The following is a 15,653-nucleotide window of genomic DNA, read 5'->3' on the forward strand; positions in this document are numbered from 1 at the left end:
TATGATTTATTCTACAAAAATTAAAATTAAACAATTTTACCATCTAGCCATTAAAATTCGATTATCCCTCAATAAAGTATAATTAGACAGGTAATTGCTTATTCAATTTTTAAATTTGGAAGAATAATAGCAAGTCAATCATTTCCCTAGTGTATCAATAGCTATTTTAGTAAATATTAATTTAATCATTTTTGTAAAATTTAACGCTAAGCAAAAACTAAATTCTAAAAGCATGATTAGCTAACAAAATGAGCTAAGGTAAAGCCGAGGCTGAAACTACCTAGCATGCCTTAGCAGTGAAAAAGGATGTCTGCCCCATATCAGAGAGTTTGAGGGAAAGTGTAACAAAAGGCGCTCAGACTCAGAACACTGGAGTAAATCGTCGGAGTGATAACAAATCACGTAGACTATTTGCGAAGTGGCGTTGAGTTTGCCTTTTGGAGCCTGATTATGCCTTACTCTCTGAATCGTCAGGCAAGGAATTAGACCTTGGCTAATTCCGGTCCCACTACATTTAAGGCAATGCTAGAAGTAGTGCAAGCCGAAGGCTCATTACATTTCTATTTATTTTCTTCTTCAAATGCTTTCATAAATTCGACTAATGCTTTTACACCTTCCAACGGGAAAGCATTATACAAGCTAGCACGCATACCACCCACTGAACGATGACCTTTTAATTGCTTAAAGCCAGCAGCATCTGCCTCAGCAATAAATTTCTTATCCAATCCTGGATCATTCGTTAAAAACGGAATATTGGTGTATGAACGGTTTTCTACTTTTACATTATTTACAAATAAATCAGATTGATCAATGTAGTCATACAATAAGTTCGCACGTTCTTTAGCATGCTTATACATTGCCTCTTGTCCGCCTTGTGCTGCTACCCATTCTAATACCAAACCAACCATGTAAATCGCAAATGTTGGTGGTGTATTGATCATAGACCCTTTATCTGCTTGTGTTGCATAAGAGAAGAAGTCTGGTAGAGATGTATCTTCCTTTAATAAATCTTCACGCACAATAACAATTGTTACCCCTGAAGGACCCAAGTTCTTTTGGGCACCAGCATAAATTAAACCGAAGTCTTCTACATTATAGTCATTCGCTAAAATGTTAGATGACATATCCGCTACTAAAGTCACCCCATCAAAATTCGGGATTTCATGGAAAGTCACGCCACCAATTGTTTCATTAGTGGTGATATGTAAGTAAGCAGCTTCTGGATCAACCGCTTCAGCAGCAAAATCAGGTACAGAAGTATAGCCATCCGCTTTAGAAGACGCAATTTCTTCAACGCTCACATCTTCTAACACTTGGGCAGCTTTAATGGCTTTTGTGGCCCATGAACCAGTATTCACGTATTGAATCTTCTGTCCTTTCGCCAAGTTTGCTGGGACCATTGAGAATTGTTGTGTTGCCCCACCCTGTAAGAATAAAACTTTATAATGATCAGGAATATGCATTAAATCACGTAATTGTTGTTCAGCTCGTTCGATAATATCAACGAAGGAGGATGAGCGGTGACTCAATTCCATTACGGACATGTCTGTACCGTTGTAATTTAAAAGTTCCGCTTGTGCTTGTTCTAATACAGCCTTAGGCAAGACTGCTGGACCTGCTGAAAAATTATAAACAGTTGTCATTTCATTTCCTCCATCTATAGGTTTACATGTTTTGAACGACTTCACATCGTCACCACTATTATATGCTTTCATCTAATTTTAATCTACCCTTATTTAAACTTATTTTTCTCTCATTTTTATACTAAACAACACTTTGTGCATATTAAAAATCGAATATATTCCTTAATTTTATACTTTTTATACGCTTATAAACCGATCATTCACAAACATATATATACAACGTTCGTGTATTAGAAAGTAGACTTAAATTCTGAATGCTCACCAACTAGTACATATATTGTCCTTTCTACATTTTATAAGTTATAATTTGATAAAAGACTTTAAGGGAGTGAGCGCATGAAATTGTATATGAAGCAAAAGGTATTTTCGTTGAAGCAAGATTTTAATATTTACGACCACAATCAAACACCCTTATTTCGTATATCAGGTAAATTATTTTCACTTGGCCGTCAATTACGGATCTACGATGCCCTAACAGATGAAGAACTGGCTTATGTAAAAGAAACACTCTTTCGCTTATTAACCCAACTAAAGATTTACCGAGACAATGATTATGTGGCTACTATCCAACAAAAATTGACATTTTTTAAAACCAAGATGGCCATTCAAGATTTAGGTTGGACAATTGAAGGAGACTTTTTAGATTGGCATTATGTCATTAAAGATGCAGATCACCAAACAATTGCAGAGGTTGAAGCAAAATTGCTATCTTGGTCAGACACTTTTGAAATCACCATTGATGACACTGAAGTAGATCCCATTGTTGTGCTTGCGATCATTCTCGCAATTGATACCATCCGTGACAAGCAACAATCTGGTTGAGAAACGTAAAAATGATGACCAATAACGAATCTGAAATCGCTATAATAGAAGTGTACTGAAAATACATCCCAACAATTTTCAGTACATCAATCTACTTTAGCGCAACAGCTAAAACATTTTTCTTCAACACTAACAGGCCTGCACTCATTCCAGGCCTGTTTTTTTGTGGTTAAATTTCAAAAATTGCTTATGGTAAAATGTAGAAAAGACTGTCTAAAGTAGGTGAAATAATGAAGATCATGTTAGTAGAAGATGATTTAGTGATTGCCCAAAGTCTTGCCACCGCTTTAAATAAATGGCAATATGAAACAATCGTTACAGAGAATTTCGAAGATATCCTTGGTGAATTCAAGCACCATAATCCACAATTAATTTTAATGGATTTAAACTTGCCTAATTATAATGGTTATTTTTGGACCCAGGAAATTCGAAAGTTTTCCCAAGTACCCATTATCTTTATTTCCTCAGTTGGCGAACCGGTTGATATGGTGATGGCAATTCAAATGGGCGCTGATGACTATATTACAAAACCAATTGATATGCAGGTTACAGTTAGTAAGATTCAAGCTTTGCTTAGAAGAACTTATACCTTTTCTATGGAAATAGGTGCTAATACTTATCAACTCTCGGGGGCCACACTTGATGCCAATAAAGCCAAAATTACTTTCAACCAGGCAGAAGTTAGCCTCACCTTTACCGAACTACAAATTCTTCTGGTCCTATTTCAAGCTAAGGGAGACTATGTAGCCCGTGAGAGGATTTTAGATTTTTGTTGGCAAAATGATCAATTTATTGACGACAACACTTTAGCCGTAAATATGACTAGAATTCGCAAAAAATTACGACAAATTGGCTTAGATAATTTTATTCAAACGAAGAAAAAATACGGCTACCGCATCAAAGCGGAATCATATTAAATGCCTAACATCTAATAAGAAAAACAGATAATAAAAGAGAGGTAACCTATAAATGAAACAATTGATTCAACGTTTTGTCCGTCAAGAAGGCATGACCTTACTCTTTTTGTCCATCTTTTTTGCCACTATTATATTAATATTTTTCTTGTTTGACTTATCTAAGTCAGTACTAGAATTATTACTATGGTTACTCTTCATTATCAGCATTATTTATTTTACTGGTCGAATGCTCTATCAAAAAGAACAGAGAAATTTACTAGCTGAGAATGAAGCATTAAAAATGCAAATAACTACGATTAAGAATAGTGCCCTCCAACAACAAGCTGATACGGAGGAATTCTTTTTAATGTGGGTACATCAGATGAAGACGCCCATTACCGCTAGCCAACTTATCCTCAACCAATCAAGTGAGCAAAGCGCCAGTTACTTAAAACAAAAAATGGTAGAAATTGAAAACTATACTAATATGGCATTGCATTATTTACGACTAGTCAATCCCGATCGTGACCTAACATTTACAAATGTTTCACTAGATACAATCATTCGACCTTTAATCAAGAAATACCGGGTACAATTTATTCAACAACAGGTGAAATTACATTATGAAGCCATTAACGAATCGATTGTTACTGAAGCTAATTTAACCAGTTTAATGATTGAACAAATTTTAAATAATGCCTTAAAATATACGAGTGATGGTGATATTTGGATTCAATTTAACGCTCAAAATATGTCGTTATCGATTAAAGATAATGGCAAAGGAATTCGTGAAAGTGATCTACCAAAGATATTTGACAAAGGCTTTTCAGGTTTTAATGGTCAGTTAAATGAAAAATCATCCGGTATCGGTTTATATTTGGTTAAAACAATTGCTACACGGCTTAACCAACGCGTCACTGTCACTTCCACAGTGAATGAAGGCACAACTTTTACCATCTATTTACACCAACATGTACCCTCTATCTATTGAAAAATACCTTTATCGAATGAACCTTACAATTTTGTAAGGTTTCTTTCTTGTTTTGTAAGAATAGATAAATGTAGACATGGCTTATCTTCGGCATAATACAACTATAAGCAAATTTGTCACATGAAAAGGAGGAAATCACATGTTATTAGATGTAGAAAACGTTAAAAAAATGTATAAAACTAAGGGGAATGAAACAACTGCCCTACAAAATATTGACTTTGCCGTGAATGAAGGTGAATATGTTGCAATCATGGGGGAATCCGGTTCAGGTAAATCGACCCTATTAAACATCATTGCCACTTTCGATAAAGCCACCGAAGGTAAAGTAACCTTAGCAGGCCAAGACCTCACAACCATTAAAAGTAAGGAAATTGCCCAGTTCCGTCGGGAAAAATTAGGTTTCATTTTCCAAGATTTTAACTTATTAGATACTTTCTCAAATAAAGACAATATCTTACTGCCATTGGTCTTATCCAATGTACCTGTAGGTGAAATGGAAAAGCTACTAGAGGAAATTGCTCAACCACTTGGTATCGCTAATTTATTAGATAAATTCCCATACGAAATTTCTGGTGGACAACGACAACGGGTAGCTATTGCCCGAGCAATCATCACCCAACCTAACTTATTATTAGCGGACGAACCAACGGGTGCCTTAGATTCAAAATCATCAGAGCAAATTCTAGACATTTTTAAGCAAATCCATCAAAGTGGTAACACTATCTTAATGGTTACCCACTCAATCCCCGCTGCAGCAAGTGCCGGACGAGTACTTTTCATTAAAGATGGCGTTGTCTACCATGAATTATACCGCGGTGAAGCAAATGACCAAGAAATGCGCGAACGAATTGCACAAAGTTTAACCATGTTAACGAATCGAGGTGTGTAACATGCGCCTAGGAATGCTAACAAAACTGGCAGTGACCAATATTAAGAATCGTGCTACTGTATACTTTCCCTACTTTCTATCCTTTACCTTATTGATGGGTTTGGAATACATTATGGCATCCTTAATGACCAATGATTTTGTTCAAGAACGAAATGCACAACTTCCAACAATCATTGCCTTTGCCATCTTACTATCTACGATTTTAATTACTATTTTTACCATTTATGCCAATAACTTCATCCAAAAACAAAGGCGGCTTGAATACGGTTTATACACCGTCCTCGGTCTAGAGCGTAAGCATATTTCACTGATGATGTTGATTGAACAATGCATCTTATGGATCACTAGTACCACCTTAGCCACAGGTATCGGTTTTATCTTTGGAAAAATAGTCTTCATTATGATCAACAAACTGATGAAAGACACCGGTGCCACCCTAATGGATTATCCATTCTCTCTGGGTGTTGCTGGTTATACAGTTGCTGTCGGTGGTTTAATTATATTCTTCGTATATTTGATCAATAATATTCGTCTTAATCGGTTACAAGCAACAGAACTATTACAAGCAAAAAAAGCTGGGGAAAAACAGCCTAAAGCAAATATACTTGTCCTACTTATCGGCTTAGTGACAATGGGGGCTGGTTACTATTTTGCCTTAACAATCTCAAACGCTATGAGTCAGTTGCCACTCCTATTTGGTACAATTCTACTGATTATCATTGGTACCTACTGCCTATTTATCAGTCTTTCAATTCTTGTTTTAAAATCCTTACAGAAAAATAAAAAACACTACTATAAACCAGAGAACTTTTTAATGATTTCAGGCATGTTATACCGGATGCGGGCAAATGCCGTTTCACTAGCATCTATCGCCATCCTTTGTACAGGTATCATCGTTACTATTGGTACAACCCTATCCCTATATATGGGGATGTCATCTATTATTGAAGGCGCAACCCCCCGTCAATTTGAATTGACTTATATTGTGTCAGAAAATGGTGAACAGGAAAAACTTACTGAGGAAGATTTTCTTACTGATATATCAAACTACTTAGGTGAAGACATCAATACAAGCTTCGCATCGGGCTATGACCTAACCATAATTAGTGCACGCTTTAATAATGGTGTTTTCCAGCCAGAAAGTGATGAACCAGAATGGCTCGCTTACTTATTACTCACAACAGTGGATGACTTCAATGAACTGTACGGAGAAGATTATCAACTTGAAGAAAATCAAGCACTGTATGCTAGTCAAATTAAAAACGCAAAAGAGTTAGACCAAATTACCCTATTAGCTGAAGACGACAACAAGCAAGTATTAGACTTACAGGCTATCGACGAAACCTACATGCCAACCAATTACGTTGGCGACATTATGTATCTAGTTGTTCCTAATGAAGACGTCCTAAATGAAATCCGTGAAAACTTCTTAATCAGTGTCTACGGTAGTGACGAACCAATTAAAGCTGAGCCTAGTCAAAGTCTCTACTTTGATGTAGATGATGAAGAACAAGCCAAAGAAATTGAACAAATGATTGTGGATAATCCTGATTCATTGACCCTTGGCAATCATATTTATCGCATCTCCTCAAAACAAAGTATGACCAAAGAACTATACAGTTTAAATGGTGGTTTCTTGTTCCTAGGTATGATTGTTGGTATTGTACTCATTATTGGTACAATCCTAATGATTTACTTTAAGCAAATTTCAGAAGGTTATGATGACAAAGAAAAATTCGATATCATGGACCAAGTTGGTCTACCTGATAGCTTGATCAAGCAAACTATCCAAAAACAAGTCTTTTGGATATTCGCCCTACCAAGTATCGTAGCAGTCTTAAACGCCATCATGGCATATAAAATTGTCATGTCGCTATTACGAACACTAGGCCTAATTGCTCCTACAACCGTACTTACAGCTTATGGTATTGTGATTGTCGTATTCATCGCCATCTATGCCATCTGTTACCTCATTACCTCTAAAATGTACTACGCAATCATAAAGAAAGAAATGTAAATAACCAGGTCTTAAAAAAAGTATCGACGCAGTAAAGTCCTAAAATATTTTTCGATAGAATCAAACTTTTCATCAACACTATTTATTATAGAACCAAAAAAAATAGACTAACTTAGCCATTCATCTATGGCTTAAGTTAGTCTATTGCTATCTATTAAAGTTAAACTTCTATTACATCTTTAATCAATTGATAAATAAATTTCTCTGCATCAAATACTTGCAGATCATCCACTTTTTCACCAAGTCCGATAAATTTAACCGGAATATCCATTTCATAGCGAATCGCAAAGATCACGCCACCCTTAGCCGTTCCATCAAGTTTAGTTAAGACGATACCGTCAATATCCACAGTCTTATCAAACTCTTTAGCTTGGACTAGCGCATTTTGACCTGTTGTTGCATCGAGTACTAATAAAATTTCATGTGGCGAACCTGGTAATTCTCTTGTTAAGATACGTTTCATTTTATCTAATTCGTTCATTAGATTAATTTTAGTTTGTAAACGTCCAGCGGTATCTACTAATAAGTAGTCGTAGCCACCTTCACGCGCAGTTTTAGCCGCGTCAAAGGCTACAGAAGCTGGGTCTCCTTGCGCTTTACCAGTGACAATTGGCACATCAATACGGCGTGCCCATTCTTCTAATTGTTCAATCGCACCCGCACGGAAAGTATCCCCTGCAGCAAGCAAGACTTTTTTACCATCTTGTTTCAATTGGTAAGCCATTTTACCAATGGTAGTTGTTTTGCCGACACCATTGACCCCAACAAATAAAACAACAGTTGGACCATCTGGATTTTCATTGATTTCAACATCCGGCTCGCCACCCTTGTCGTAAATATCCACCATCTTCTCAATGATGACATCCTTTACTTCTTCACCTGATCTAGCACCGCGACGTTGCACTTCCTCACGCACTGCATCAGATAAGGCAAGTGTCATATCAAAACCAACATCAGAAGAAATGAAAGTCTCCTCTAAATCATCAAAGAATTCATCATCTACTTGACGGAAACCAGCAAATAATTCATTCATACGCTCAGAGAAAGAACGACGTGTCTTCTCAACACCCTTATCGTACTTTTCAAAGACAATCTGTTCTTGGCTAGGTGATTCAGATTGACGCTGTTGCTCAACAATCTCATCCTCACCCGTAAACGCGCGTTTAATACGGTCAAATAATCCCATCATATCACTCCTTTACTAAAATAAAATCTCGTAAAATATAGGTTAAATAATATTTCAACAAACCTACTTATATCGTATCGTAAAAGTAGTCTTCCTGATTAAAATTGTTTTAAATATTATCCCCTGAAAACTATTCAAATAGATTTTCAAGAAGCAAATGCCATTAGATAAAGTTGACATTATGTTACAAATTTTAAATTTAATTAACTCAATATATATTGTATTAAATAATAATTGCTATACTCAGCATGAGGCTGGAACTATCCTAGCATGCCTTCGCAGTGAAAAAGGATGACTGACCCATATCATTCTGTTTGGAATTTATTCCTTACAGAATGAATCGTCAGGCAAGGAATTAGACCTTAGCTAATTCCGGTCCCACTGCATTTAAGGCAATGCTAGAAGTAGTGAAAGCCTACGGCTTACTTACAATTTTAGAAATTTAAAATAGTTATTATAACTATTAGTTGTCCGTTTCAAAGAAAACAAAATGATCAATGGCTTTAGCAACCCCATCATTTTCATTCGAGTCTGTGATGTAGTCAGCGAGCTCTTTGACATCTGGTCGACCATTTGCCATTACGACAGATGTACCTGCCCACTTAAGCATCGCTAAGTCATTCTCTTCGTCACCAATGACCATCACTTGGTCTTTAGTTAATTCTAAAATATCGGCTAAATGACTCACACCAGTCCCTTTATCAACCCCTTTAGGCATAATTTCTAATTGGAATGGATGACTACGCATCACTTCAAAATCTTCATATACCCAGCTTGGAATTTGATCAATCACACCCATTAAATGATCCGTTTCTGTATTTACGACTACTTTAAAAATGGCTGTTTCTGGATCTAAATTGTCCATATCAAATTGTTTGAATGGTAAAAAATTCATTGTTTCTTGATAAAGACCTGGATGATTTTCAGGGAATGGGAATTGGTATACCGCATCAATCAATACCGCTTCAAGTGGTAATTCAAGAGACGCCATCACGTCATATAACCGTTTAGCATCCGCCATAGACATGGTCACTTGACTAGCCACCTTCCCCGTCTTATTTTCAACGACGAGTCCCCCATTATAGGTAATTGAATAGTGATCACTAGTATTGGTCTCTAAAATATCCAAGAATTGTTGAATCGCTTCAAGTGGTCGCCCAGTACAAATAGCGACATCCACACCATTATCAATCGCCTTTCTAACCATAGCACGGTTACCCTCACTAATGGTCTTATCATCCCGTAACAAAGTACCATCTAAATCAATTGCAATTAATTCAATCATAATACCCTCATATTTCTATTTCATATTTTTTACTTCTTTACTTACATTTTGCCATACTTCAAAAGGAAAAACGACTAAACCCACTTTAATTTGATTATTCTAGTAAATTCTCATCGAAATCTTCTAAACGAACTGCCGCTAACTTAGAGACCCCAGCATCCTGCATAGTTACCCCATACAAGATATTCGCTGATTCCATTGTCCCCTTGCGATGGGTAATCACAATAAATTGTGTTTTATTCGCAAAATCACGTAAGAACTGACCATAACGCGCTACATTCGCTTCATCAAGTGCCGCTTCTACCTCATCTAAGATAGAGAATGGGACAGTTTTCACATCTAAAATCGCAAACAACAAAGCAATCGCAGTCAAGGCTTTCTCCCCACCAGATAATAAGGATAAGTGTTGAAGTCGCTTGCCCGGTGGTTGGGCCTCAATATCAATACCAGTTTCTAACAGATTATCTGGTCTCGTCAATTTCAGACTCGCACGGCCGCCACCAAACAATTTAGGGAAGATACTTTCAAAAGCATCTCGAATAGCGATGAAAGCTTGCTCAAATCGTTCAGCCACCTCCTCATCCATCTCAGAAATGGTTTGATAAAGTTTTTCTTTAGCCGCTAACACGTCATCTCGTTGCTTTTGCATAAAGATAAACCGTTCATTTACTTCTTCAAACTCATCAATCGCTGCTAAATTAACCGGTCCAATCTGCTCAATTTCCTTTTTCAACTGACGAACTTTTAAGGAAGCTGATTCCATAGACATGGTTAATTCTGATGTCGCCCTTGCCCGTTCAAAGGTCAAGCCATATGCTTCCCTAAGATGGGTTAAATGATTGTCAATTGATACTTCATATCGTGAAGCTGTTGCCTCCACTTTAGCTTGCTTTTCAAGCAATTCTTGGAGCTGGGTATTCATTTCTTTGACTTCTTGGTCTAAGGCGTCGGCCTTATTCTGCGCCTCATTGCGGGTTTTTCGTACCGCTTTTAGTTCATCTTCACAAGCTTTCTGTGCTTTCACTGCTGCTTGATAGTCAGCTTCCAAGCTACCAGAAGTTTCAGAATTGGATAGAATAGCTTCCTGCATCAACTTAAGTTCTGCTTCCACTTGACTTACCTGATTTTCTTTTGCCGCTAATTCCGCTTCTTGACCTGTTAATTGACTTTCAACTTGGCTGTATTGGGATTTTAAGACCGCTAAATCTGTTTCAGCAGTCTGCAATTGCCCTTGTAATTGCCGCCGTTTTTCGGTTTTATCAGTAGCCGATAAATTCATATCTTCAATCAGGTGCTTTAATTGATCTACTTGTTCATTAATATCTTTTAATTCCGCTACTAATTTTTCTTTCGCTTTTTCGCGTTTCGTCTTCGTTTTTAAAGCAGAAGCTTGCAGACTTTCGCCCGTTTTTAAAGCCTCAGTAAGGGCTGCGATTTGTCCGGTTAACTGGTCAATTTCATTGGTTAACGCCCGTTCACTAAAGCGGGCTTCATCCCCTTGTGCTTTAATTGTTTCAAGTTCTTTCACCATTGCTTCAGCTTCTTGTGATGCTTGTTGTGTCGCTTCTTGTAAGTTTGTTACGGAAGCGGTCAAGGACTTGATTTCCTGACTTAAATGGTCGATATCTGTCTTTCTTGATAATAGGCCAGCATTGTGATTGCGTTTCGTTGCCCCACCAGTCATTGACCCACCAGCGTTGATCACATCTGATTCGAGCGTCACAATGCGATAGCGAGAATATAAGGTTTTCGCTATGGCCCGGGCATTATCAAGATGATCAGCGACAATGACATTCCCCATTAAATTTGCCATAATTTGTTGGTATTGATGATCAAAATCAACTAAATCAACCATCACACCGATAAAACCGGGCATTGACTGAATTTTATTCAAGTCATTAGGATTCACTGACCGACCCTTAATCACATCAAGTGGAAGGAAAGTCGCCCGTCCTGCACGTTGCCGTTTCAATTCACCAATTAATTGGCTAGCGACCTGACCATTTTGGGTAACGATATTTTGCATAGCCCCAGCTAACGCGGTTTCTACGGCTCCAGTATATTGATCTGGCACGCGTAGCAATTGGGCGATTGCCCCGTGGACACCCGGTATTTTATCCGATAAGTCTAAAGCAGCCTTCACCCCTTGATAGAAACCAGCATGGTCACGGTCCAAATCTTCTAGCGATTCCTTGCGGGCAGTTGCCTGCATCAACCGTTGATTGACTTGGTTCATTTCTTCATTCGCTCGGTAAGCCTCATCTTGCTTGGCTTTTACCGCTTGGTTTTTAGCTTGATATTGGCTAAGTAAGGTTTCAATCTCCTGACCCAAAGTTTCCTTATCCGCTTCAGACTGAGTGAATTGATCTTTTAAATCAGCTAAGGTCGTTTCTTTTTCTGTTTGGTCTGATTGGTCTTTTTTCAGTGTGGCCGCTTCATTGGCCATATCTTTTTCAAGCTGGCTCAAGTCATTTTGTAAGCTAGATTGCTTTTGCAAGGCGGTAATATACTCAGTCCGTTTAGCTTGAACTGCTGCTTCAGAATCATCTGAAAGGTCTTCAAGGGCAGATAGTAAACGATCACGGTCAGACGCTTTTTCAGCGATTTCCTTTTCCATATCTCCTAATTGGGCTTTTAATTGGATAATGGTCGCTTTAATGTCCTTCACCAAAGCCTTCAAACTATCAAGGTTTTCAGCTTGGCTGGCTTGATTATTCTCCTTGAAAAGGACTTTTTGGTGGTGAACTTGAATTTTAGCTTGTAATTGCTCAGCATTTTTGACCAAATCTACATACTGGGCTTGTAATGCATTCACAGATGCATCTGCTTGACTCGCTTTATCTTTATACTCACTAAGAAGTGCTTGCGTCTCGTTTAAATTAGCCCGCCGTTTATAGATATCCTCACCATAAGCTTGGATATCATTCTTCGCAACTTGCCACTGTTCGTTTAAGGTTTCAATCTGAACAGCTGTTAGCGCAATCTCAATTTCAGATAGCTCAGCCTTTGATTCCTTGTAATGTAAAGCAGCGTTTTTCTGTGCTTCTAGGGGTTCAATCCGGTCAGAAATCTCCGATAAAATATCATAGATTCTGTGTAAATTCTCTTCGGTATGTTTCAACTTCCGCTCAGCTTCATGCTTACGCGACTTGTACTTCATAACCCCAGCAGCTTCTTCAAAAATCCCCCGTCTATCCTCAGGTTTCTGGGTGAAAATTTGTTCCACCTTACCTTGAGAAATAATTGAAAATGAATCTCGGCCTATCCCAGTATCCATCATCAACTCCGTGATATCACGCAAACGACATGGACGACGGTTAATCATATATTCAGAATCCCCAGCCGCTGTATAGCGCCGGCTAACTGCTACTTCATCGGTATCAAAAGCTAAAGACCGGTCACTATTATCAAAAGTTAGGGTGACTTGCGCATACTGCCCCTTACGACGGTCTTCAGCACCAGCGAAAATAACATCAGACATCTTAGACCCACGCAAGGTCTTGGCAGATTGCTCCCCCAAAACCCACTTAATGGCCTCTGTAATATTCGACTTCCCTGAGCCGTTTGGTCCTACAATAGCTGTAAACCCATTATCAAATTCGATTGTCGTCTTATCCGCAAAGCTTTTAAAGCCGACCATTTCAACTGTTTTTAGGTACACAGGCTAATTCCTTTCTCCCACTATTTCTTCAACATCGTTAAGGCATTAGCCGCAGCAGCTTGCTCCGCCGCCTTCTTAGAATGGCCCACACCTCTTCCAATAATTTCATCAGATAAACGAACAGCCACATGAAACTCTTTACTGTGTGCTGGACCAGACTCACGCTCAAGTTCATAGGTCAATTGAATCGCACCATCTTTTTGTAACTCTTCCTGTAAAGCAGTCTTCGCATCTGACAAACGTGTAAACTCCCCATTCTTGATCTTAGGATAAATGGTTAGGGACATCAAATGCTCTATCGCATCTAACCCAAGATCAAGATAAATTGCACCAAGTACCGACTCAAATAAATCACATAATAAAGATGGGCGCTTGCGGCCATTACTTGCTTCCTCACCATTACCCAAACGGACAAACTGGTCGAAACCACACTCCACACAACGTTTAGCCAATGACTCCTCACGAACAATTAAAGCACGTAAAGACGACATCCGTCCTTCATCCATTTCAGGATAATGTCTGTATAAATAATTAGACACCACTAACTCTAAAACCGCATCCCCTAAAAATTCAATTCGTTCATTATCTTCTAAAGATAACTTTTGGTTCTCATTCACATACGAAGAATGGGTAAATGCCTCAATATAATGCCTTTCATCCTGCATCTTCAAATCAAACCGGTCTTTCAATAAGGCCTTCACACCTGATAAATCCATGAAAATTCCTCCTTCTTCAATTTCAATAAAATAAGGCTGGACAACCAACTGCCAGCCTCCTCAAACATCAAACCATACGCCTACTGATGGCTATCGATATATTTTACAATATCCTCAACAGTTCTAATCTCTTCCACATCATCATCAGAAATTTGGATACCGAAATTATCTTCCAATTCCATCACCAATTCCACAACATCCAACGAATCCGCACCTAAATCCTCTGTAAACGACATCTCAGGCGTCACACTAGAAGCCTCCACACCGAAACGTTCCACAATTAAAGCCGCTACTTGTTCAAAAGTTGTACCCTCTACCATGAAAATCCTCCTAAATAAAATCCTAAGTTACACATCAACTAAAACCTTTTATTTTTGAAAATGGGGAAGTGCTATCGAGCTAGCCCCACTTTCAGTAAAATTATTCTGCCTTCTTCACAGGCATTTCTTTTTCAAATGTTGTCGCCAATTCCTCAATAATACCTGATTCTACAATTGTCACTGCTTGTAATATTGTATGGAAGACACTCGTTGCATTTGAAGAACCGTGGGCTTTTAATACTGGTGCTTTAACACCAAATAAAATACCACCACCTGCTTGGTCTAAATCAATTTTAGTCATCAACTCTTTTAATGACCCTTTGATGAGTAAACCACCAAGTTTAGCGCTAATGCCACCGTCCATAATCGCATTTTTAACCAATTTCATCACAGCAGCTGCTGTTCCTTCCACTGATTTTAATACGGCATTGCCTGTAAATCCATCAGCAACGACAATATCAGAAACCCCGTTTAAAATTTCACGAGATTCGATATTCCCAGTGAAGTTTATCTGATCATTGGCTTTTAATAAACCAAAAGCTTCTTTCGTTAAATCATTCCCCTTATTCTCTTCAGTACCGTTATTTAATAAACCAACTGAAGGTGCAGCTTTCTTCAATACCGCACGGGCATAGGCTGTCGCCATGACTGCATATTGATTTAAATAGGACGCTTTCGATTCCGCATTAGCACCACAATCAATTAATAATACAGAATCTCCAATATTAGCTAGGTTTGGTAGAGCAGCCATTAAGGCTGGACGCTCAACACCTTTCATCCGGCCAACCACTAGTAAGCCTGCTGTTAATAAAGCACCTGTGTTACCTGCTGAAATCAAGGCATCTGCTTCACCGTTTCGTACTGCACGCGCTGCCATCACCATTGATGATTCACGTTTTGTCCGTACAGCTCTGACTGGATCATCTTCAGATAAAATCTTATCTCCTGCGTGAATAATTTCTACATTTTCAGGTGTAGGCCCTTCAATTTCTGCTTTGATCGCCTCTTCATCCCCATAAAACATGATGGTGACGTCTTTACGTTCAGCTGCAGCTTTTAAGCCACCTAAGACGATTGCTTTAGGTGCATTATCGCCACCCATTGCATCTACTGCAATTCTCATTTCTATGCCTACTTTCTACATTCAATAAATTCAATATAATACCCTTATTATAGCATACCCCAAAGCCACTTGTAGCCTATATAGGCAAAAGGGCTTTAGCTTTT

General features: G+C 38.2%; 12 protein-coding genes. 5 read left to right on the top strand and 7 right to left on the bottom strand.

Annotated elements, in window-relative coordinates:
* Positions 1-560 precede the first annotated feature (560 nt).
* Entirely contained in the window at positions 561-1,643 is a 1,083-nt protein-coding gene (serC, locus tag CJ191_RS01795) for a 3-phosphoserine/phosphohydroxythreonine transaminase (protein ID WP_102198801.1), read from the bottom strand.
* 336 nt (positions 1,644-1,979) lie between these two features.
* Here serC and CJ191_RS01800 point away from each other — a divergent pair, with 336 nt between their 5' ends.
* The 5 genes from CJ191_RS01800 (at position 1,980) to CJ191_RS01820 (ending at position 7,258) form a co-directional block, all read left to right on the top strand.
* On the top strand, positions 1,980-2,465 hold the full coding sequence (locus tag CJ191_RS01800; RefSeq protein ID WP_102198802.1) for an LURP-one-related/scramblase family protein: 486 nt from the start codon (positions 1,980-1,982) through the stop codon (positions 2,463-2,465).
* A gap of 230 nt (positions 2,466-2,695) precedes the next feature.
* Complete coding sequence (locus tag CJ191_RS01805) at positions 2,696-3,382, top strand: response regulator transcription factor (protein WP_102198803.1); 687 nt, start codon at positions 2,696-2,698, stop codon at positions 3,380-3,382.
* A gap of 52 nt (positions 3,383-3,434) precedes the next feature.
* Positions 3,435-4,352, top strand: coding sequence for a sensor histidine kinase (locus tag CJ191_RS01810; protein WP_102198804.1), 918 nt, complete (start codon positions 3,435-3,437; stop codon positions 4,350-4,352).
* Positions 4,353-4,491: 139 nt separating this feature from the next.
* Positions 4,492-5,241: an ABC transporter ATP-binding protein gene (locus tag CJ191_RS01815; protein WP_102198805.1), complete on the top strand. Its 750-nt coding sequence runs from the start codon at positions 4,492-4,494 to the stop codon at positions 5,239-5,241.
* A 1-nt stretch (position 5,242) separates the two neighbouring features.
* Entirely contained in the window at positions 5,243-7,258 is a 2,016-nt protein-coding gene (locus CJ191_RS01820) for an FtsX-like permease family protein (RefSeq protein ID WP_070468242.1), read from the top strand.
* Between the two features lie 160 nt (positions 7,259-7,418).
* Here CJ191_RS01820 and ftsY read toward each other — a convergent pair whose 3' ends face one another.
* The 6 genes from ftsY to plsX all read right to left on the bottom strand — a co-directional run bounded on the left by ftsY (position 7,419) and on the right by plsX (position 15,549).
* Positions 7,419-8,444 (bottom strand): signal recognition particle-docking protein FtsY, encoded by a 1,026-nt coding sequence (ftsY, locus tag CJ191_RS01825; protein ID WP_102198806.1) that lies wholly within the window; start codon positions 8,442-8,444, stop codon positions 7,419-7,421.
* A 463-nt stretch (positions 8,445-8,907) separates the two neighbouring features.
* Positions 8,908-9,729: a Cof-type HAD-IIB family hydrolase gene (locus CJ191_RS01830; RefSeq protein ID WP_102198807.1), complete on the bottom strand. Its 822-nt coding sequence runs from the start codon at positions 9,727-9,729 to the stop codon at positions 8,908-8,910.
* A 94-nt stretch (positions 9,730-9,823) separates the two neighbouring features.
* The gene (smc, locus tag CJ191_RS01835) at positions 9,824-13,390 is read right to left on the bottom strand and encodes a chromosome segregation protein SMC (RefSeq protein WP_102198808.1); all 3,567 of its coding nucleotides are present in this window, start codon (positions 13,388-13,390) and stop codon (positions 9,824-9,826) included.
* A 20-nt stretch (positions 13,391-13,410) separates the two neighbouring features.
* Positions 13,411-14,106 carry a ribonuclease III gene (gene rnc / locus CJ191_RS01840; protein WP_070468287.1) on the bottom strand — a complete coding sequence of 232 codons (696 nt, stop codon included), beginning with the start codon at positions 14,104-14,106 and terminating at the stop codon, positions 13,411-13,413.
* Between the two features lie 80 nt (positions 14,107-14,186).
* Positions 14,187-14,426 carry an acyl carrier protein gene (acpP, locus tag CJ191_RS01845; RefSeq protein WP_102198809.1) on the bottom strand — a complete coding sequence of 80 codons (240 nt, stop codon included), beginning with the start codon at positions 14,424-14,426 and terminating at the stop codon, positions 14,187-14,189.
* A 100-nt stretch (positions 14,427-14,526) separates the two neighbouring features.
* Positions 14,527-15,549 carry a phosphate acyltransferase PlsX gene (plsX, locus tag CJ191_RS01850; RefSeq protein ID WP_070468251.1) on the bottom strand — a complete coding sequence of 341 codons (1,023 nt, stop codon included), beginning with the start codon at positions 15,547-15,549 and terminating at the stop codon, positions 14,527-14,529.
* Positions 15,550-15,653: the final 104 nt, after the last annotated feature.

The sequence above is a fragment of the Aerococcus viridans genome, from assembly GCF_002871935.1.
GTDB lineage: Bacteria > Bacillota > Bacilli > Lactobacillales > Aerococcaceae > Aerococcus > Aerococcus viridans_B.